Here is a 20,366-nt window from a genome sequence, read left to right as displayed (position 1 = left end):
TCCCCACATCGGTCGGCCTGCACGGCTCGGATGCCATGAACCCTGCCCCGGACTACTCCGCGGCCTACGTCGTGATCACCACCGACGCCGACGACGGGCACGAGGGTCACGGCTTCGTCTTTACCACCGGACGCGGCAACGACATCCAGACCGTGGCCATCCGGGCGCTCAGCAGCTGGATCGTGGGTCGCGACGTCGAGGAGACGCTGAACGCCCTCGGGGACCTCGGTCGTGAGCTGACCGGCGACGCCCAGCTGCGTTGGCTCGGCCCCGAGAAGGGCGTCGTGCACATGGCGGCCGGAGCGGTCCTCAACGCCTTGTGGGACCTGCGCGCCAAACGCGCCGGACAACCGCTATGGGCGCTGCTCGCGAGCCTGTCCCCCGAGGAGATCGTCGACCTGGTCGACTTCCGCTACCTCAGCGATGCGCTCACCCGCGATGAGGCCCTGGGCATCCTTCGTGCGGCCGAGCCCGGCCGCGCGACCCGCACCACACACCTCCTGACCACCGGATACCCCGCCTACACCACGACCCCAGGATGGCTCGGCTACGACGACGAAAAGCTGGCCCGGCTCTCCGTCGAGGCCGTCAAGGACGGCTTTCAGTTCATCAAGCTCAAGGTCGGTCGCGACCTCGAAGAGGACGTCCGACGGATGGCGATCGCCCGCGCTGCCGTCGGCCCGGACATCGCCATCGCCGTGGACGCAAACCAACGGTGGGAGGTCGCCGAGGCCATCGACTGGATCAACAAGCTCTCCCCGTTCGACCCGTACTGGATCGAGGAGCCGACCAGCCCGGATGACATCCTGGGCCACGTCGCCATCCGCGCTGGGGTCGCCCCGGTGCTCGTCGCGACCGGTGAGCACGTCGCCAATCGCATCGTCTTCAAGCAGATGCTCGCCGCCGGCTCCCTCGACATCCTGCAGATCGACGCCACCAGGGTCGGCGGAGTCAACGAGAACATCGCCATCCTGCTGCTCGCGGCGAAGTTCGGGGTCCGGGTCTGCCCGCATGCGGGTGGCGTCGGGCTGTGCGAGCTCGTGCGGCACCTGTCGATGTTCGACCTCGTCGCCGTCAGTGGAAGCAGCGAAGGGCGCGTCATCGAATACGTCGACCACCTCCACGAGCACTTCCTCGACCCCGCGCGCATCCAGAACGGGCACTACCTCGCCCCGACGATGCCGGGGTTCAGCAGCCAGATGCACCCCGCCACCCTCGAGGACTACCAGTTCCCTGACGGACGCGTGTGGACGACTCAGGGGAAGTCGTGAACTTGTCCGAGCTAGACGGTCTCTCGATGCCGAGCATCTGCCTAGGGACGAGCCCGCTCGGCGGTATGCCTGACACGTACGGCTACGACGTAGACGAGGCTCAAGCGGTGGCGACGATCCGTCACGCCCTCCATCGCGGTCTCACGTTCATCGACACCTCGAACGAATATGGTGACGGCGAGAGCGAACGCCGAATCGGTACCGTGCTGCGTGAGTTGGGGGCCAGCGGGCAGCGGGTCGTCATCGCCTCCAAGGCAGACCCCGCGCCGGCACAACGCATTCTCGACGGCGACCGGGTACGCGAATCGTTCGCTGAGAGCGCCGCCCGCCTGGGCGTTGATCGCCTCGACGTCTACTACCTCCATGACCCGGAGAGGTTCGACTTCGCCGACATGGTCAAACCCGGCGGCCCCCTGGACGCGATCCGGGAGCTCAAAGCCCAAGGACTGGTCGGTCTCATCGGTGTTGCCGGCGGTGATCTGGGCGAGATGCGTCGCTACCTCGACACCGGCCTGATGGACATAATCTTGAACCACAACCATTTCACTCTTCTGGACCGTTCGGCGAGTCCGCTGATCACGGACTGTGTCTCCGCCGGTGTGGCGTTTGTCAATGCCGCGCCCTATGCGAGCGGGATCCTGGCGAAGCCCCTTGCGTCAAGCCCGCGCTACGGATACCGAGCACCGTCTCCTCTGGTGGTGGAGACGGTCGAGTGGTTGCACCAGACCTGCGGCAAGTTCGGTGTCCCGCTGGCCGCGCTCGCGCTCCAGTTCTCGACCCGCGATCCGCGCATTCGTTCAACCGTCGTCGGCGTCAGCGCACCACAGCGGATCGACGAGCTCGTGGGCAACGCCACCCTCTCCATCCCACCGGAGCTGTGGGAGCTTGTTGAGGATCGGCTAGCTCCTGATGCCGGATGAGTGCTGACCTCATGAGTCTCACGAACGATAGCGGCGAGGTTCCGATGTCCCGTTCGTGGCAGGACTCCTCACGTCCGCGGGATGAGCGCCTCAGCGACCTCCTTGCAGAGATGACGCTTGAGGAGAAGGTCGCGCAGCTGGGGAGTGCCTTTGTCGGGTTCAGCTTCGAGGCCAATCCTGCGACGGACCAGCAGCTGGTGGCCCCGTTCCAGGACGCCTTCGAGGAGACCCCCTGGGACAAGTCGATCGTCGACGGGCTCGGTCAGATCACCCGGGCCTTCGGCACCGCGCCGGTGTCGGCGGCCGAGGGCGTCGCGAGGCTCGCCGCCATGCAGCGCGACCTCGTGGACGAGACTCGCCTCGGCATCCCCGCCATCGCCCATGAAGAGTGTCTGACGGGTTTCACGACGTACCAGGCGACGATCTACCCGACACCGCTTGCCCTCGCCGCCACCTTCAACCCGGACCTGGTCCGACGCATCGGCCGCCGTATCGGCGACGACCTGCGCAGCGTCGGTGTCCATCAGGGCCTTGCCCCGGTGCTCGACGTCGTGCGCGACTACCGCTGGGGCCGGGTCGAGGAGACCTTCGGCGAGGACCCCTACCTGGTCGCCATCATGGGGGCGGCCTACGTGCGGGGCCTTGAGTCCGGCGGGGTGATCGCCACGCTCAAGCACTTCGTCGGCTACTCAGCCTCGCGCGCGGCTCGCAACCACGCACCGGTGAGCATGGGACCTCGGGAACTGCGTGACGTGATGCTCCCACCGTTCGAGGTCGCGATCCGCGAGGGCGGCGCCCGCTCGGTGATGAACGCCTACACCGACATCGACGGCGTCCCGGTCGCCGCCGATCGGGAACTGCTCACCACCCTGCTGCGTGACGAGATGGGCTTCACCGGGGTCACGGTGTCCGACTACTGGTCCATCAGCCTGCTGTCAGACGTGCACAAGGTGGCTGCCTCGCCCGCGGCCTCTGGCGCGCTCGCCCTCGATGCGGGTGTGGACGTGGAGCTGCCAGCAAGCCGCTGTTACGGCGCCGGACTCGTCGACCTGGTGCGGGGCGGGCAGCTGGACGAGGCCGTCGTGGACCGGTCCGTCCGGAGGGTTCTGGATCAGAAGCTCGACCTCGGACTTCTCGATGCTGACTACGACCCGCTCAGTGGGGTGGATCCGGCCCCCGACCTCGACAACCCCGAGAATCGGGCCGCCGCGCAGCTCGCAGCCGAAGAATCGGTGATCCTCCTGGCGAACCGCGGAATCCTCCCGTTGACCGGCCCGTCGAGGCTCGCCGTCGTCGGCCCGACCGCCGCAGAGGCCCGGTCCTTCCTCGGGTGCTACTCCTACCCCAACCACCTACTCCCCCGCTTCCCAGAGCTCGGCCTGGGCGTGCCCGTTACAACCCTGGCCGATGCGGTCGTCGCGGAGTTCCCGACGACGCAGGTCACCACGACCCCCGGCTGCGCCATCAACGGTGCTGACACGAGCGGGATCGCCGAGGCCGTCACGGTGGTCACACGGGCAGACGTCGCCCTGGTGGCAGTCGGGGACTTGGCTGGGATGTTCGGCGGTGGCACCTCAGGCGAGGGGTGCGACGCACCTGACCTAGCCCTCCCCGGGGTGCAGGCAGAACTTGTGCGAGCCGTTTTGGCGACCGGGACCCCCACCGTCCTGGTCTGCGTGTCCGGTCGCCCTTATGCCCTCGGCGAGTTCTCGGACGCAGCTTCCGCCATCGTGCAGGCATTCATGCCCGGACAAGGCGCAGGGTCGGCGATCGCCGGCGTCATGTCCGGTCGCGTGAACCCGAGTGGTCGTCTTCCCGTCCAGATTCCGGCTGTGGCCCACGGACAGCCCTCGACCTACCTGCAGTCCGCCTACGGCCTTCCGGGACTCGCTGCCAGCTCGATCTCGGTACCGGTCCTCTACCCCTTCGGGCACGGGCTCTCATACAGCAGCTTCGAGATCTCCGACCCCTGCCTCAGCGCCACTACTGTCGACACCGACGGCCGACTCTCCGTCTCCGCCACGATCACGAATACGGGAGCGCGCCGGGGTGCGGACGTAGTCCAGCTCTACTACAGCGATCCGGTGGCCGAGGTGGCCCGGCCGGTGATCATGCTTCTCGGCTTCGCCCGAGTCGACCTCGACGCCGGCGAACAGGTCAAGGTTGCGTTCGAGGTCTCCGCCGACCGTTTCGCATACTGCGGACGACAGGGGCGCATCGTCGATTCGGGGGCCATCGAGCTGATGTTCGGCCACTCCAGCAGCGACATCGCCCACCGGGCGCTACTAGAGGTGACGGGCACGACTCGCAAGGTCGGCAGCGAGCGCACCCTGACGACTCCCGTCACCGTCTGGAGTGAGGGCTGATGCTGGCCGCGCAGTACGTCGCAGGGACGGGCATCGAGGTCGCCGAGGTCCAGCCCCGTCCTCCCGGACCGGGCGAGGTCCAGCTCGAGGTGGCCTACGTGGGGATCTGCGGCACCGACCTGCACATCCTGGCCGGGCACATGGACGAGCGGGTCGCCGACCACGGGGTGATCGGACACGAGATGTCCGGGCGCGTGGTGACGACGGGAGAGGGCGTGACCGACTGGTCGGCCGGAGACCCGGTGACCGTGATGCCGCTGCGCTGGTGCGGCGAGTGCCCGACCTGCCGCGCGGGCCACGCGCACATCTGCGACCGGCTGGACTTCGTCGGGATCGACTCCCCCGGCGCGATGCAGCAGCGGTGGAACGTCCCCCAGGACCTCCTCGTGCGGCTGCCGCCTGACCTGCCGCTGCGCGATGCGGCGCTCGTCGAACCGGTGGCGGTCGCCCACCACGACGTGGCACGCGCCGGACTGTCGGCCCGCGAGCCGGTGCTGGTCGTCGGCGGCGGCCCCATCGGGGTGCTCATCGCCATCGTGGCCCGAGCCCGCGGTGCGCACGTCCTGGTGGCCGAGCCGGATCCCTACCGGCGCTCGGTCGTGGAGGGACTGGGGTTGGACGTCGTCGATAGCGGTGCGGCGGACCTGGTCTCCAGGCTCGACTCGTGGTCGCAAGGCGCGGGCGCCGCAGTGTCCTTCGAGGTGTCCGGGGTCCAGGCGGGCCTCGACCTCGCGCTGACCGCGCTCGGCGCCCGGGGACGGCTGGTGGCGGTCGGCATCCACCCGGAGCCTCGGCAGGTCGACATGAAGCGGGTGTTCTGGAAGGAGCTCACGGTCCTAGGTGCCCGGGTCTACGAGCGCTCTGACTTCACGGCTGCCGTCGACCTCCTGGCCGCAGGGACCATCCCGGTCGACGCGTTGGTCTCCACGACGACCGCGCTGGCAGACGCGCCGGCCGCCTTCGAGAGCCTGGCCGGGGGTGGCCGCGTGATGAAGGTCCTCATCGACTGTGGAACAGGAGGGGACGGATGACGACTCCCGCGCGGCAGGCGGGCCTGTCGAGCTTCGACCTGCACGGCCGCGTCGCCCTGGTGACCGGCGCCCGCCGTGGGCTGGGCCGCGCGATGGCCACGGCTCTGGCGTCCGCGGGCGCCGACATCATCGGCGTCAGCGCGTCGTTGGAGCCGTCGGGAAGCCTGGTGCAGGCCGACGTCGAGGTCCTGGGTCGGACGTTCGAGGGCTATCGCGTCGACTTCGCCGACCGCGCCGCGGTGACCCGCTTCGCCCAACGGGTGGTCGGCGACCGTCACATCGACATCCTCGTTAACAACGCGGGCACCATCGAGCGGGCCCCGGCCGTCGACCACACCGACGCCTCCTGGGACCGGGTCATCGAGGTCGACCTGTCGAGCCAGTTCGTGCTGACCCGAGAGGTGGGACGCCAGATGGTCGAGCGCGGCGCGGGAAAGGTCATCTTCACCGCGTCGATGCTGAGCTACCAGGGCGGGGTCAACGTGGTGAGCTATACGGCGGCCAAGAGCGCCGTCGCCGGACTGACCCGGGCGCTCGCCAACGAGTGGGCGCCCCACGGGGTCAACGTCAACGCCATCGCTCCCGGCTACTTCGCCACCGACAACACCGACGCCCTGCGTCGCGACCCGCACCGTCACCGGGCGATCCTCGAGCGGATCCCAGCCGGCCGCTGGGGACTGCCGGAGGACCTCCATGGCGCCGCGGTGTTCCTGGCGAGCCGGGCGTCGGACTACGTGCACGGCACCGTGCTGGCCGTCGACGGCGGGTGGCTCGGACGGTGAGCGAGGTCTTCGACGTCCACGCCGCCCATCGCCTGCTGCCGGTGGTCGTGGTCGACCGGGTCGACCGGGCGGTCCCGCTGGCCCAGACGCTGAGCGGCTGCGGGCTGCCCTCGGCCGAGGTCACGTTGCGGACCCCCGACGCCCTCTCGGTCATCTCGGCCATGGCGGCACTTCCGGGGTTCATGGTCGGAGCGGGCACCGTCCTCGGGCCGGAGCAGGCGGCCCACGCCGTGGCCGCCGGGGCGCGCTATCTGGTCTCGCCGGGCTTCAGCCCGGCCGTCGACCGGGAGTGCCGCCTGCTCGACGTCCCCTACGTCCCCGGCGTGGCCACGGCCACCGAGGTGCAGACGGCCCTGGACGCCGGTCGTGACGTGGTCAAGCTGTTCCCGGCCGCGGTCGTCGGCGGCGCGCGGCTGGTGGCGGCGCTCTCGGCGCCGTTCCCGACGGTCCGGTTCGTCCCCACGGGCGGCATCCGGGCGGCCGACCTCGCCGACTACCTGAGCCTCCCGGCGGTCCTCGCCGTCGGGGGCACCTGGCTGGCCCCACCCGATGTCGTCGAGACGGGTGACTGGGCCCGCGTCGCCGACGAGACCCGCGCGGCGACCGCCGTCCTGGAGCAGTTCCGATGACCCTCGACCTCCGGCCCCCCGAGGAGTGCGCCTACGACGCGATCGCACTCGGCGAGGTGATGCTGCGCCTCGACCCCGGCGAGGGACGGATCCGCACGGCGCGCGAGTTCCGCGTCTGGGAGGGCGGCGGCGAGTACAACGTCGCCCGGGGACTGGCCCGATGCTTCGGGCTCCGGACCGCGGTCGTGACCGCCCTGGTCGACAACGAGGTCGGCCACCTGGTCGAGGGCCTGGTGCTGGCCGGCGGGGTCGACGCGAGCATGATCACCTGGGTCACAGGGGACGGTGCGGGACGCGACGTCCGCAACGGGCTCAACTTCACCGAGCGTGGGTACGGCGTCCGCGGCGCCAAGGGCGTCTCGGACCGGGGCCGCAGCGCGGCGAGCCAGATGCGGCCCGGGGACACCGACTGGGAGCACCTGTTCGGCACGATGGGCGTGCGGTGGTTCCACACCGGTGGGGTCTACGCAGGCCTCTCGTCCGGGACCGCAGACGTCGTGGTGGCCGCGATGGAGGCCGCCCGCAGGCACGGCACCGTGGTGTCCTACGACCTCAACTACCGACCCAGCCTGTGGGACTCGGTGGGCGGGCCAGCCCGAGCCCAGCAGGTGAACACCAGGATCGCCGGTCTCGTGGACGTCCTCATCGGCAACGAGGAGGACTTCACCGCCGCGCTCGGCTACGCCGTCCAGGGAGCGTCGCCCGACCTGACGGAGCTACGCCCGGAGGCGTACGCCGCGATGCTGGCCGCCGTCGCCCGAGGCCTGCCTCAGCTCCGGGCGGCGGCGGTCACGCTCCGGAGCGTGCGCTCGGCGACCCGTAACGACTGGGGGGCCCTCGCCTGGTCGCCGGAGGACGGGCTCGTGCGGGCAACCCAGCGCGACGACCTGGAGATCCTCGACCGGGTGGGCGGAGGCGACAGCTTCGCCTCGGGCCTGGCCTACGCGCTGCTGACCGGCCGGGACCTCCAGACCGCGGTCGACTACGGCGCGGCGCACGGCGCCCTGGCCATGACCACCCCCGGGGACACGTCGATGGCGACCCTCGCCGAGGTCGAGGCGCTGGTGCGCGGCGCCGGAGCCCGCGTCCAGCGATGACCGCGTCCCTGGTCGACGAAGGGAACCGAGGTGCGCTACCGCAGACTGGGTGAACCCGGGCGGGAGATACCGGTCGCCTGCACGGACCGGGGCCTGTTCGACCTCCGTCCGCTGACCGACGACGTCGACGGCGCCTTCCTCAGCCGGCTGCACCCGGCCGACGTGCAGCAGGCGATCGAGTGGGGCGACCTGCCCGCCGTCGAGGGCGGCGACAGCCTCCGGGTGGGGGCGCCGATCGCCAGACCCGGCAAGGTGGTGTGCATCGGGCTCAACTACCGGGACCACGCGCGGGAGACGGGGGCGGAGCTGCCCCAGGAACCGGTCGTCTTCATGAAGGACCCGTCCACGGTCGTGGGTCCCTTCGACACCGTGCTCATCCCGCGCGGATCCACGAAGACGGACTGGGAGGTCGAGCTCGGGGTCGTGGTCGGTGCCGAGGCGCGCTATCTCGACGACCTCACGGACGCGGCCTCGCGCATCGGGGGCTACCTGCTGTCGCACGACGTCTCCGAGCGAGCCTTCCAGCTGGAGCGCGGTGGCCAGTGGGACAAGGGCAAGAGCTGTGAGACCTTCAACCCGGTGGGCCCGGACCTGGTGACACCCGACGAGGTCCCGGACGTCCAGAGGCTGGAGCTGGGGCTCGCGGTCAACGGGGTCCCGCGCCAGCGCGGCAACACCGCCGAGATGCAGTTCGGGGTGCTCCATCTGATCTGGTATCTCAGCCAGTTCATGGTCCTGCACCCGGGCGACCTCATCAACACGGGGACCCCGGCCGGTGTCGCCATGGCAACGCCTGGCGAGCCCTACCTGTCACCCGGTGACGTGGTCGAGCTGTGGATCACCGGGCTGGGTGCGGCGCGGCAGTCGTTCGAGGCGGCCCCGTGACCGACGCGGACTTCGCCGGGCTGGTCGCCCTGGTCACCGGCGGTGGCGCGGGGATCGGTGCCGCGGTCACCGCGGAGCTGCGCTCGCGCGGCGCCAGGGTGACGGTCCTCGACGTGGCGGACGGCCCCGGGGAGGACTGGCTCGGGTGCGACGTCACCGACCGAGCCCAGGTCGTGGCGGCGGTCGAGGCGCTGCTGGGCCGCTGCGGGCGTCTGGACATCGTGGTCAACAACGCCGGGATCTCCGCGGTGGGCACGGTCGAGGACAACGACGACGACGAGTGGCGCCGTGTCCTGGACGTCAACGTCGTGGGCATGGCCCGGGTCTCGGCCGCCGCCCTGCCGGCGCTGCGGCGCTCCCCTGCCGCCGCCATCGTCAACGTCTGCTCCATCGCCGCCCTCAACGGGCTGCCGCAGCGCGCGCTCTACAGCGCCTCCAAAGGCGCGGTCCTCTCGCTGACCTTCGCCATGGCGGCCGACCACGTGCGGGAGGGGATCCGGGTCAACGCGGTGAGTCCCGGCACGGTCCACACCGCGTTCGTCGACCGGATGGTGCAGCAGTTCGCGGACCCGGTCGCCGAGCGCGCCGCTCTCGATGCGCGACAGGCGACCGGCCGGATGGTCACCCCCGAGGAGGTGGCCGGTGCGGTCGCCTACCTGGCCAGCCCGCGGTCGGGGTCGACGACAGGGACGGCGCTGGAGGTCGACGGCGGGGTGACCCACCTCCGGGTCAGGCCCGAGTGACGCACGCGGGTCCTACGGCGTCGGCTCGTCGTCCAGGGCTGCGGTCACGCGCCGGTGGGCTTCCCAGATCTCCTCGGGCAGGTTGTCGAACTGCTTGAGGTGCTCCTCGCGGAAGCCCATCTCCTGCTTCCAGCGCTCGACGTCGATCGTGAGGATCCGCTCGAGGTCCTCGGGCTTGGTCGCCATGCCCTCGAGGTCGAGCTCGTCCTCGGTCGGGATGATCCCGACCGGCGTCTGCCGGCCCTTGACCTCGCCGTTCCTGAGCTGGAGCAGCCACAGCAGCGGACGCAGGTTGTCGCGGTAGCCGGCCCACAGGAAGTGGCCGTCCTCCGGGTCGCGCTGGAACCAGTTGACGTGGGCGAAGATCGGCTGGTCCTTGGCGGCGCCGACGATCTTCAGGTAGTGCGCGGCGTAGTCGCCCTCGCCGTAGGCCATGAACGGCCGGTTGGACATCGGGTCGTAGCGCAGCATCCCCTCGACGCCCTCGGCGGCCGCGGTCGCCTCGGCGCCGAGGGTGAGGCCGTCGTAGACGCCCTCGGCGAGGTCGGTGATCGCCCGGATCAGCGGCTCCCGGTCGCGGGTGCGGCCGCCGAAGATGATCGCGTCGATCGGCACCCCGGTCGCGGCGTTGTAGTCGGGTGCGATGTTGGGGACGTTGTCCAGGGTGGTGGTGAACCGGCTGTTGGGGTGGGCCCAGTGGCTGTCGTCGCCGTTCTCGCGGTCGGCGATCGGGGCACCCCTCCAGTCCAGCCAGCCGTGCGGGTCGGCCGGAGGCTGCGGAGTCCGGCCCTCCCACCACACCTCCTGCGTCGTGGGGTTGTAGGCCACGTTGGTGAAGATCGTGCCGGTGCCCTCGGCCACCGACTCCAGGGCCGTGGGGTTGGTGCCCTCGTTGGTGTCCTTGGCGACGCCGAAGACGCCGTACTCCGGGTTCATCCCGTAGAGCCGGCCGTCGGCCTCGTTGACCCACAGCCATGCGATGTCGTCGCCGTAGAACGAGACGTGGTAGCGCTCACCGAGGGAGTCGGGCGCCAGCATCATCGCCAGGTTGGTCTTGCCCGAGGCACTCGGGAAGCCGCCACAGATGTGGTAGGTCTTGCCGGTCTCCTTGTCGTGGATCCCGATGAGCATGTATTGCTCGGCGAGGAACTTCTTCGAGGCCCACCCGTCGTAGGCGCCCTGGCGCAGGCCGTGGGCGATCTTGCCGAGCAGCGCGTTGCCGCCGTAGGACGAGCCGAAGTGGAGGATCGTGCGCTCGTCGGCGATGGTGACGAAGTAGCGCTGGTCGGCGTCGGTGCCCTGGCCGAGGTTGTGCAGGTCGCCGGTGACGTGGACCGCGCGCACGAAGTGGTCGGGGTCCTCGAGGTCGTTGACGAACTCGACCCCCACGCGGGACATCCGGATCATGTGCAGGACGACCGTGCGGGCGTCGGTGAGCTGGACACCAGCGGCCCACGGGGCGAGCTCGTTGCCGGGCGGTGCCATCAGGTAGGGGATGACGTACATGGTCTTGCCCTGTGACGCCCCCCGCATGCGGTCCTCGACGAGCGGCCGCATCTCCGCCGCGGGGCGCCAGTTGTTGTAGACGCCCTTGTCCTTGGGGTCGTTGGTGGCCACGATCGTGCGCTCCTCGGAGCGCGCGGTGTCCTTGTGATAGCTGCGGGAGTAGTAGCGCCCTTCGCCGGCCGGCTGGAGCTCACCTGCGTCGAGTGCTTCGCGGATCAGTCGCGCATCGTCGGCGGATGCCACCACCTCGACGCGCTCGACTCCCGTCAGGTCCGCGTAGTAGCGAACGTACTCGCGGACCGCGGGATTCGTGACCCCGCCGGCGTCCAGGGCTGCCTCAACGTTTGTCATTGTCAATCCACCTTCGACGAAAGGAGCGATGCGGTCCTGATGGTCTCACCACTGGCTGACCTGGCGGGCCGTCGACCCTGACGACACGTCCTCGTTGCGCAGGCTACATAACTTGAAGAATTCTGTAAGTGACGCATCTCGCAGGGCTACGGACGGCGGCAGGACGCCCAGCGGTGCCTCACAGGTCGTTGCCGGCGTAGGAGAGGTTGAAGCTCTTGTTGGTCAGCGGGAAGTCCGGGACGATGGTGTCCACCAGCGAAACGGGCAGCGCGGGCCAGTTCAAGAACGACGGATCCACGATCTTGAGCCGGCTGACGCACGTCGCCCGGTCGACCTCGACACGGTGGGCGATGGTGCCGCGCCAACCTTCGACCAGGGCCACCCCCGAGGCCGACTGCCCCCGATAGGTGGGCATGCCGCTGGCGATCTCGCCGGGACCCCGGTCCTCGAGCAGCTGCGTGAGCAGGGCGACCGAGGCCTGGACCTCCGCCGCGCGCACCAGGAACCGCGCCATCACGTCCCCGCCGGTCTCGGTGACCACCGTCAGGCCCGCCGTGGCCGGGGTGAAGGGATGGTCGCGGCGGGCGTCGATGTCGACGCCGCTGGCGCGGGCGGCGGGGCCGACCACCCCGATGTCGGTGACCTGTTGCGCGGAGAGGACCGCCGTCCCGCTGAAGCGGTCGTGGACGACGCTGTGCCCCAGCGCGAGGTCCACGATCTCGGCGACGTCACGGGCGACCTCCTCGAGCTCGGTCGCCGACGGCAGCTCTCGCACGCGCGCTCCCCCGGGAAAGACCGCGCCGCGCAGCAGCCGGTGTCCGGCGACGCGTCCGTTGATCCGCAGCAACCGCTCCCGGACGCGCAGCGCGTGCGTGTTCAGGAGTCCTTGGCCCGCGTCGTTGCACAGGGCGCCGATGTCGGACACGTGGTTGTAGAGGCGCTCCAGCTCGAGGAGGGCGGCCCGGGTGATGTTCGCCCGCGCCGGGACCGGCCAGTCGAGCGCTTCTTCGACGGCGAGGCAGTAGGCCAGCGTGTGCCCGACGGCCGTGTCACCCGAGACCCGTTCCACCAGCGGGACCACGTCGGTCACGGGGACGCCTTCGGCGAGCTTCTCGATGCCGCGATGGACGAACCACAGGCGGGCCTTGAGCTTGAGGATGGTCTCGCCCACCACGGAGAAACGGAAGTGCCCCGGCTCGATCAGGCCGGCGTGGATGGGGCCGACGGGGATCTCGTAGACGCCCGGGCCCTCGACGGTGAGGAACGGGTAGGGCTCCTCGGTCGAGCCGAAGGGCGGGGGCGGCCCGGCGTCGCGGAGCATGGGGTACCAGCCGCGCGGCCAGTGGTTGTGCCGCACCAACCGGTGCGGGAGCGGATGGTCGAGCGGAGTCACGCCGTGCAGGTCCCTCATCTCGCGCTCGAAACGGCCGGCCGGGTAGGAGAGGCCGGCGAGGCTGGGCACCTCGGGGGCTGCGTGTGCCGTGGGCAGCACGAGCTCGACCCGTCGGTCGGGTCGGGCCGCGACGAAGACGTAGACGACTCGGAAGCGGTTCAGGTCCTCGTGAGCCGCCGTCATGGCGAGACGGAACCCCTGCGCCAGAAGGGCCTGAGCCTGCGGTGCGAGAGTCTTGGCAGTGACCTCGATCTGGCGCCGGTCGCGGTAGCGGCGTTGCTCGGTGGCACGGACGGGCGGTGGGGTCACGGGGTGCCTCCGATCAGGCTCGCCGCGTCCAGCACCTGGTCGACGGGCCACGCCACGACGCCCAGCACCGCCAGCACCAGGAGGCCGACGACGAGCGGAGCTGTGCCCGAGGCCGCTGCAACACCGGCGACGCGGCCAGTGGCTCCTGAGCCGGACCCGGACCCGGACCCGAGGATCATCGGCCCCAGGTGCGCGGCGATGGCCACGAAGACGACCACGAGCATGGCCAGGGCCGCTCCGATCACCCAGCCCAGGCCTGCGTCGGCCGCGGCGCGCGCCAGCCCGAGCTCGCTCACGAAGAGGCTGAACGGCGGCAGCCCCAGGAGCGCCAGGAAGCCGAGGCCGAAGGTGCCCGCCAGCACCGGTTGCCTGGCCAGGAGGCCGCGGACCCCCGCGATCCTGCTGGTCCCCTCGCAGATCAGCACCTGGCCCGCGCCACAGAAGAGCACGGCCTTGCCCAGGCCGTGTCCCAGGATGTGCAGCAGACCCGCGGCGATCGCCAGCGGGGTGCCGATGGCCAGCCCGATCACGATCAGCCCCATGTGCTCGATGCTCGAGTAGGCAAGCAACCGCTTGTAGTCGCGCTGGGCGATGATCAGCGACGTGGCGAGCGCCAAGGAACCCAACCCGACCACCAGCAGGAGTGACCGGACGAAGTCCGGATCCAGGGCGCCGACGGCGATCACTCGATAGCGGATGAGCGCGTAGACCGCGACCGGGAGCAGCACGCCCGACATGAGGGCCGACACCGGAGCCGGGGCCTGGCTGTGCGCATCCGGCAGCCAGCTGTGGAGCGGGATCATGCCCGCCTTGGCGCCGAACCCCAGCAGCAGCAGGGCGAACGCGATCCGCATCACGCCTGGATCGAGCTCGTGGGCGTGGGCGGCGAGCTGGCTCCAGTCCAGCGCTTCGTGCTCCGGGATGCTGGTCTGTCGGGCCGCGTAGTAGACGAGGATCGTGCCGAGGTAGGCGAGGGCGATCCCCACCGAGCAGATGATCACGTACTTCCAGGTCGCCTCGACCGAGCCGCGGCTGCGCCGGTGACCGACGAGGAACGCGGTGACGATCGTCGTCGCCTCCACCGCGGCCCAGAGCACACCCAGGTTGTTGGCCAGCACCGCGAGGACCATCGCCGCCAGGAACGCCGGCACCAGCGTCGCGTAGCGCCGGACCTCAGGTCCGGTCGCCTCGCCGGACGCCAGCTCGGAGTCCATGAACGTGACGCTGGCCCAGGTCGCGATCACCCCGACCGACCCGATCACGACCAGCATCACCGCGGAGAGCGCGTCGACCCGCAGCACCGAGCCCGCGGTGAAGCTGCTTCCGTCCACCGTGAGCGTCGCCGCCCACACCCCACTGACCAGGATCGCCGCGGCCGCGGCCACGGTCACCCAGGCCGCGGCACGGCTGGGCTCGCGGCGCGCCCGCGCCACCACGCCGGCCACGACCGGTGCGGTGAGCGGAGCCCCCATGACCACGAGCTCGACGAGCCGCCCCGAAGCCATCAGTCCCTCAGCTCTCTGAGCTCGTCGAGGTCGGTGTCACCGAACGTCGCCACGAGCCGGGCCGTGAGCACCTGGAGGACCAGCACGACGAGCAGCAGGTCCATGGAGACGGCGAGCTCGACGATGACCGGCACGCCCGAGGTCACCAGGAACGCCGTGGCGGCGATGCCGTTGTCCAGCAGCAGGAACCCGGCCACCTGGGACAGGGCTCGACGTCGGGTGACGAGCATGAAGAACCCGAGCAGGACCATCGCGATGCCGACGGGCACGGCATGGGTGGTCGGCGTCGGGTCGAGCTCGACGAGGGGCTGGCTCACGGCGTAGGCCGTCAGGGTCAGCAGGGCGGCGGCGAGGAGGGAGGCGGGCACGTTGACCAGCGGTTGGGTCTCGCGGGCCGCACCGCTGTCGGCGAGGGCACGACGCAGAACAGCGGGCAGCGCGACGCCCTTGAGGGCGAGGACTCCGAGAGCCACCACATAGAGCTCCACACCACCGGCCTGGGTGCCGAGCAGCGCGGCCATTCCTGCGAGGAGCACACCCTGAACTGCCAGTAGGCCGATCAGCGCGGCCAGCTGTCGGCGCCACAGCATCAGGACGGAGGAGAGCAGCAGACCGCCGCACAGCAGGTAGAGCAGCTGCGCGTACAGGTCGGATGACACAAGCTCGCCGTTCATGCGAGGAAGAAGGAGGAGGAGACGGCCAGGACGCCGAACAGGAAGGAGCCGGCGAGCAGCTCCGGCACCCGGAACAGGCGCCACTTCGCCATGAAGACCTCGGCGGCCGCGAGCACGACCCCGAGCACGCCGACCTTCAGGACGAACACCGCCGCGCCGACGGCCAGCGCAGCCGGGCCCGCTGACGTGGCCACCCCCCAGGGCAGGAAGAGGTTTGCCCACAGACCCAGGAGGATCGTCAGGCGCACCGCCGAGCCCAGCTCAACCACGGCCAGGTCCCGGCCGGCGTACTCGAGGATCGTCGCCTCGTGGATCATCGTGAGCTCGAGATGGGTCGACGGGTTGTCGACGGGTAGTCGGCCGGCCTCGGCGACCACCACGATCCACAAGGCGACCGCAGCCAGCAGGACCGCCGGCGACAGGATCGCGCTCGGCTCGCGCTGGCCGTGCTCGACCAGGCTCGCCAGGTTGGATGATCCGACCCTGACGGACAGGGCGAAGCCGGCGACCAGGAGGGTCGGCTCGGCCAGGGCCGCGACGGTTACCGTCCGGCTCGACCCCATGCCGCCGAACGCCGACCCGGTGTCGAGACCGGCCAGGGCCAGCGCGATCGAGCCCACCAGGAGCAGCGAGACGACCGCGTAGAGGTCCGCCACGCCGTCGAGCGGGGACGTCGTCCCCAGGAACGGTGCGGCCGCCGAGATCAGCAACAACGAGCTCAAGGCCACCGCCGGCGCAGCGGTGAAGACCATGGTCGAGCCCTCGGGCGCGATGGGCTCCTTGCGCAGCAGCTTGCGCAGGTCGCGCCACGGCTGCCCCAGGCCGGCGCCGACGCGGCCCTCGAGCCGCGCCCGGACCTGTCGCATCAGGGCCACCAGCAGCGGGGCGCCGCCCACGACCACCGCCACCTGGACGACGACTCCCGCAACCGACCATGCCGTGCTGCTGCTCACGCCGTCACCCCCACGGCGATCAGCACGATGAGGAGGCCCACCAGGCCGTAGGCGAGGTAGCGGTGCAGGCTCCCGTTCTGCAGGCGCCGTGCCACGTCGGCCCAGCGGTTCGCCGCGGTCAGCAACGGCGGGTAGAGCCGGTGTTCGATGCGGTCGGACACCGTCTGCCGGTAGCGGACGCTCTCGACGAGATAGCGCGACTCGACGTGGTGGGTGACGTCGATGTCGTTCTCGGGCCGCAGCACGTCGTCGAAGACCCGGGTCAGCGGCTCGGCGTACGCCGTCGCCGTGTATTGCATGCGCGGACTCAGCCGGGTGCCACCACAGCCCCAGACCAGGGCGGCCCGACGCTTCTGTCGCCCGCCCGAGAGACGCACGAGCAGCGCGACCAGGACCGCGCCTCCCGCCAGCCCGAGGGCGATCAGGACCGGAGACATCGACCCGGTGATCCCCGACAGCTCCAGGGCCACCGCGCCACGGACGGGCTCCCGCTCACCGATCGACGGCATCGTCGAGAACAGCCGTTCCAGCGACCGGACGAGCGCGAGCGGGGCCAGCGCCAGGACCGCGATGGTCAGCGCCGCGAGCCCCATGCCCGCCCGGAGGGTGCGCGGCACCTCGGTGGCGGCCACCGCCTCCTCGGACCGCGGCCTGGCCAGGAAGCCGACCCCGAACGCCTTGACGAACATCGCGACGCCTAGTCCGGCGGTCAGCGCCACCGCGCCCACAGCCACGGGCATCGCGATCGCCACCGCCGCGTCCGGCTCGCCGGACGCCGACAGGCTGTGGATCAGTCCCTGCAGCAACAGCCACTCCGAGACGAAGCCGTTGCCCGGAGGGAGTCCCGAGGCCCCCAGCGCGCCGAACCCGAACAGCACGGCCGTCACGGGCATCCGGCGGGCCAGGCCGCCCATCTTGTCCAGATCTCGCAGGCCGGTGTTGCGCAGGACGGCCCCCGCACCCAGGAACAGCAGCGTCTTGAACGCCGCGTGGTTCACGGTGTGCAGCACCGCGGCCATCATCAGCAGACTCGCCAGCGGGGCGTCGCCCGTGGCCGCGAACATCCCCGCGGCCCCCACCGCGATGAAGATCAGGCCGAGGTTCTCGGTCGTCGAGTAGGCCAGCAGGCGCTTGAGGTCAGTGGCCGCCCCGGCCTGCAGGACGCCGTAGAGCGCGGACACGACGCCCACGGCCAGCACCAGGAGCCACCACCACCGCGGGCCGCCGCCCAGCAGGTCGAAGCCGACCCGCAGTACGCCGTACAGACCGAGGTTGACCATGGCCGCGGACATCAGCGCCGAGACATAGCTCGGCGCCTCGGGATGAGCACGCGGCAGCCAGACGTGCAGCGGCACCAGACCGGCCTTGGACCCGAACCCGGCGAACGCGAGGAGGAACACCAGTGACTGCGTGCTCGGCGACAGCTCTGCGGCGGCGGCGCGCATCCCGGCGAACGACTCGTCACCGGACGCGTTGGACAGGATCACCAGGCTGAGCAGGATGGCGACCAGGCCCGCATGCGTCATCGCGGCGTACCAGACCCCGGCGACACCGACCTCGGGCCGCGACCGGTGCTCGGCGAGCACCAGCACCAGGGACACCACGGCCATCAGCTCCCAGGCCACCAGGAACGTGGTCACGTTGCCCGCCGCGGGCACCAACACCATGGTCGCCGCGAAGATCGGGAGCGCTGACTGCGCCGTCCTCGACCCGGCGCCGCCGGCGGCCTGCCCGGTCTCCTGCCCGGCCTCGTGCCCGGGCGGGTGTTGGTAGCCGACGCTGTAGGTCCCGGTGGCGATGGCCACGCCGCCCACCACGGCCATGAACAGCCCCGACAAGGGGTCGACTGCGACCACCGCGGCGCTCAGCGGCAGCAGATGCGTCGCCGTCCCGGTCCACGTCTCACCGCCGAGGGCGGCAACCCCTGCCAGCAGGCCCCCGACGCCGACCACGCACGTCAGGGCGCCGGTCGCCCCGGCCCGACGCCGGGTGGACCCGAGGAGCGCACTCCCCAGAGCCGCCGCCGACGCACCGGCGACCAGCAGCAGGCCGAGACCGATCAGGCTCATCGACCGGTCAGCTGGCGAAGCGCACTGATGATGACCTCCGGTTCGGGAGGGCAGCCCGGAACGGTCAGGTCCACGGGGATGAAGTCGGAGACGGCACCCTGCACGCCGTAGGCCCCCGCGAAGACCCCACAGTCGCGGGCGCAGTCGCCCAGGGCGACGACCCGCTTCGGCGACGGCGTCGCCTCGTAGGCCTTGATCAGCGGGTCCACCATGTTGCGGGTCACCGGTCCGGTCACCAACAGCACGTCGGCATGGCGGGGCGAGGCCACCAGCCGCACGCCGTAGCGCTCGAGGTCGTAGACGGGGCCGAAGGCCGAGCCGATCTCGATCTCACATCCGTTGCAGGACCCCGCATCCACGTGCCGGACCTGGATCGAGCCCCCGAACACCTCCGCCGTGGAGCGCAGCCCGGGCGCTACCTCCGGCCGGTCCAGGGCGGGTTCCGCGATGCGTCCGGTGGTGCGGATCAGCCGGAGCAGACCGCTCACCGGCTGCCTCGACGGATCTGGCTTCCCCGGGACGCCCGGGCATCGGTCTGCAGCGTGGTCAGGATGTCGGCCTGTTCGGACAGCACACTCGTCAGGATCGAGCGCGCCACCGCCATCAGCTCCGCGATCTGCGGACTGACCAGCGAGTAGTAGACCGACGACCCCTCCTTGCGCGTGGTCACCAGACCGGAGCGGCGCAGCACCGCCAGCTGTTGGGACAGGTTCGAGGCCTCGGCGTCCACGTTGCTGAGGAGGGCGCCCACCGAGTGCTCGCCCTCGCTCAGCAGCTCGAGCACCCGGATCCGCATGGGGTGGCTCAGCGTCTTGAAGAACTCCGCCTTCAGCTGATGCAGCGGGGTCGTCATCGCATCTCTCCCAGGGTTCACAGATGAGCGATTGCAGAAGTTTGAAACTACTGTATCAGTCAATGCTGCCGGGCCGGGAGGAGGTCCGGACGTCAGCGGCCCGCGTCGTCGAGGGCCGCGGCCGCCAGGTTTCGGCCCAGGTCGATCAGCTCCACGGCCCGGTGGAAGTCCAGCGTCCTGGCCGCGCTCAGCGGCACGGTCACCAGGACGTCGGGCGGCAGGGCGGCCAGGCGGTAGCGCGTGATGAGGCTCTGCATTGCGTCGAAGGACTGGGAGATCACCTCAGAGGTCCGCATCTCGGGGTCCGGCCCCGATCGGTGCGGGTCGCCCGGGACGGCCTCCTCGTCCGACTGGTTCTCAGCGCCGGCATCCCCTCGCCCGAAGCGCCGCCGCAGGTCCATCGCCCACTCCGCCGGCCGGACTGCCAGTCCACGCGCCGGGGACACCGGCTCGTGCGGCTCCCGGGGGCCCTGGAGGGAAACCGCGAAGGTGAAGTCGGCCGCCGCGGCCGCGGTCGGGTCCAGCGGGAGCGGGTTCAGCAGACCACCGTCGACCAGCACCCGGCCCCCGATGACGGCCGGTGTGAAGAGGCCCGGAATGGCGATAGAGGCCCGGATCGCCGGGATCAGCGGGCCCTGCTGGAACCACACCTCCCGCCGGGCCACCAGGTCCGTCGCCACGGCGGTGTAGGGCATCGGCAGATCCTCGATGAGGACGTCGCCGACCATCTCCTCGAGGGTGCGGATCAGCCGGTTGAGGGAGACCGCGCCCGCGCCGGTCCAGGCCGGGTCGAGCAGCCGGATCACGCGTGGCTGGGTGAGCGACTCCACCCAGGCGACGAAGTCCTTCTCCCGGGCGGCCGCGACCAAGCCACCCACCAGCGCCCCCATCGACGTGCCGGACACCGCGACGATCTCGTGTCCTCGGTCGCGCAGCTCCTGGACCGCGCCCAGGTGTGCGTATCCACGCGCTCCACCCGAACCGAGGACGACAGCGACGCGGGCCATGCCGTCATCCTCGCCGACGACG

The 20,366-nt window shown here is 70.7% G+C and carries 18 protein-coding genes; 9 read left to right on the top strand and 9 right to left on the bottom strand.

Features of this window, described 5'->3' with window-relative positions:
- Window positions 1-35 precede the first annotated feature (35 nt).
- The 9 genes from ACYVC6_RS16700 to ACYVC6_RS16660 all read left to right on the top strand — a co-directional run bounded on the left by ACYVC6_RS16700 (window position 36) and on the right by ACYVC6_RS16660 (window position 9,724).
- The gene (locus tag ACYVC6_RS16700; protein ID WP_460715558.1) at window positions 36-1,271 is read left to right on the top strand and encodes an enolase C-terminal domain-like protein; all 1,236 of its coding nucleotides are present in this window, start codon (window positions 36-38) and stop codon (window positions 1,269-1,271) included.
- 26 nt (window positions 1,272-1,297) lie between these two features.
- Window positions 1,298-2,191 carry an aldo/keto reductase gene (locus tag ACYVC6_RS16695; RefSeq protein ID WP_460715557.1) on the top strand — a complete coding sequence of 298 codons (894 nt, stop codon included), beginning with the start codon at window positions 1,298-1,300 and terminating at the stop codon, window positions 2,189-2,191.
- A 110-nt stretch (window positions 2,192-2,301) separates the two neighbouring features.
- Window positions 2,302-4,557, top strand: coding sequence for a glycoside hydrolase family 3 N-terminal domain-containing protein (locus ACYVC6_RS16690; protein ID WP_460715556.1), 2,256 nt, complete (start codon window positions 2,302-2,304; stop codon window positions 4,555-4,557).
- Window positions 4,557-5,588 carry a zinc-dependent alcohol dehydrogenase gene (locus tag ACYVC6_RS16685; RefSeq protein WP_460715555.1) on the top strand — a complete coding sequence of 344 codons (1,032 nt, stop codon included), beginning with the start codon at window positions 4,557-4,559 and terminating at the stop codon, window positions 5,586-5,588. Before ACYVC6_RS16690 ends, ACYVC6_RS16685 begins: the two co-directional genes overlap by 1 nt.
- The gene (locus ACYVC6_RS16680) at window positions 5,585-6,370 is read left to right on the top strand and encodes an SDR family oxidoreductase (RefSeq protein WP_460715553.1); all 786 of its coding nucleotides are present in this window, start codon (window positions 5,585-5,587) and stop codon (window positions 6,368-6,370) included. Before ACYVC6_RS16685 ends, ACYVC6_RS16680 begins: the two co-directional genes overlap by 4 nt.
- Window positions 6,367-6,999 carry a bifunctional 4-hydroxy-2-oxoglutarate aldolase/2-dehydro-3-deoxy-phosphogluconate aldolase gene (locus ACYVC6_RS16675; protein WP_460715552.1) on the top strand — a complete coding sequence of 211 codons (633 nt, stop codon included), beginning with the start codon at window positions 6,367-6,369 and terminating at the stop codon, window positions 6,997-6,999. The genes ACYVC6_RS16680 and ACYVC6_RS16675 overlap by 4 nt, the downstream gene beginning before the upstream one ends.
- Window positions 6,996-8,096 (top strand): PfkB family carbohydrate kinase, encoded by a 1,101-nt coding sequence (locus tag ACYVC6_RS16670; protein WP_460715550.1) that lies wholly within the window; start codon window positions 6,996-6,998, stop codon window positions 8,094-8,096. The genes ACYVC6_RS16675 and ACYVC6_RS16670 overlap by 4 nt, the downstream gene beginning before the upstream one ends.
- A gap of 30 nt (window positions 8,097-8,126) precedes the next feature.
- The gene (locus ACYVC6_RS16665) at window positions 8,127-8,981 is read left to right on the top strand and encodes a fumarylacetoacetate hydrolase family protein (protein WP_460715549.1); all 855 of its coding nucleotides are present in this window, start codon (window positions 8,127-8,129) and stop codon (window positions 8,979-8,981) included.
- The gene (locus ACYVC6_RS16660; protein WP_460715548.1) at window positions 8,978-9,724 is read left to right on the top strand and encodes an SDR family NAD(P)-dependent oxidoreductase; all 747 of its coding nucleotides are present in this window, start codon (window positions 8,978-8,980) and stop codon (window positions 9,722-9,724) included. The genes ACYVC6_RS16665 and ACYVC6_RS16660 overlap by 4 nt, the downstream gene beginning before the upstream one ends.
- A 12-nt stretch (window positions 9,725-9,736) precedes the next feature.
- On the opposite strand, the gene ACYVC6_RS16655 is transcribed toward ACYVC6_RS16660, so the two are convergent.
- The 9 genes from ACYVC6_RS16655 to ACYVC6_RS16615 all read right to left on the bottom strand — a co-directional run bounded on the left by ACYVC6_RS16655 (window position 9,737) and on the right by ACYVC6_RS16615 (window position 20,344).
- A complete protein-coding gene (locus ACYVC6_RS16655; protein ID WP_460715547.1) occupies window positions 9,737-11,581 on the bottom strand; it encodes a phosphoenolpyruvate carboxykinase (GTP) in 1,845 nt (614 codons plus the stop codon).
- Window positions 11,582-11,759: 178 nt separating this feature from the next.
- On the bottom strand, window positions 11,760-13,283 hold the full coding sequence (locus ACYVC6_RS16650; protein WP_460715546.1) for a hydrogenase large subunit: 1,524 nt from the start codon (window positions 13,281-13,283) through the stop codon (window positions 11,760-11,762).
- A complete protein-coding gene (locus ACYVC6_RS16645; RefSeq protein ID WP_460715545.1) occupies window positions 13,280-14,788 on the bottom strand; it encodes a proton-conducting transporter transmembrane domain-containing protein in 1,509 nt (502 codons plus the stop codon). The genes ACYVC6_RS16650 and ACYVC6_RS16645 overlap by 4 nt, the downstream gene beginning before the upstream one ends.
- Window positions 14,788-15,462, bottom strand: coding sequence for a hypothetical protein (locus ACYVC6_RS16640; RefSeq protein ID WP_460715544.1), 675 nt, complete (start codon window positions 15,460-15,462; stop codon window positions 14,788-14,790). Before ACYVC6_RS16640 ends, ACYVC6_RS16645 begins: the two co-directional genes overlap by 1 nt.
- Window positions 15,459-16,415 (bottom strand): respiratory chain complex I subunit 1 family protein, encoded by a 957-nt coding sequence (locus ACYVC6_RS16635; protein ID WP_460715543.1) that lies wholly within the window; start codon window positions 16,413-16,415, stop codon window positions 15,459-15,461. Before ACYVC6_RS16635 ends, ACYVC6_RS16640 begins: the two co-directional genes overlap by 4 nt.
- Window positions 16,412-18,484, bottom strand: a complete 2,073-nt coding sequence (locus tag ACYVC6_RS16630) for a proton-conducting transporter transmembrane domain-containing protein (protein WP_460715542.1) — start codon at window positions 18,482-18,484, stop codon at window positions 16,412-16,414. Before ACYVC6_RS16630 ends, ACYVC6_RS16635 begins: the two co-directional genes overlap by 4 nt.
- On the bottom strand, window positions 18,481-18,972 hold the full coding sequence (locus tag ACYVC6_RS16625) for an NADH-quinone oxidoreductase subunit B family protein (RefSeq protein WP_460715540.1): 492 nt from the start codon (window positions 18,970-18,972) through the stop codon (window positions 18,481-18,483). The genes ACYVC6_RS16630 and ACYVC6_RS16625 overlap by 4 nt, the downstream gene beginning before the upstream one ends.
- Window positions 18,969-19,337: an ArsR/SmtB family transcription factor gene (locus ACYVC6_RS16620; RefSeq protein ID WP_460715539.1), complete on the bottom strand. Its 369-nt coding sequence runs from the start codon at window positions 19,335-19,337 to the stop codon at window positions 18,969-18,971. The genes ACYVC6_RS16625 and ACYVC6_RS16620 overlap by 4 nt, the downstream gene beginning before the upstream one ends.
- Window positions 19,338-19,429: 92 nt before the next feature.
- A complete protein-coding gene (locus tag ACYVC6_RS16615) occupies window positions 19,430-20,344 on the bottom strand; it encodes a patatin-like phospholipase family protein (RefSeq protein WP_460715538.1) in 915 nt (304 codons plus the stop codon).
- Between the last annotated feature and the right edge of the window lie 22 nt (window positions 20,345-20,366).

The sequence above is a fragment of the Nocardioides dilutus genome (assembly GCF_054779555.1).
This window is presented reverse-complemented; position numbering and strand designations above follow the sequence as displayed.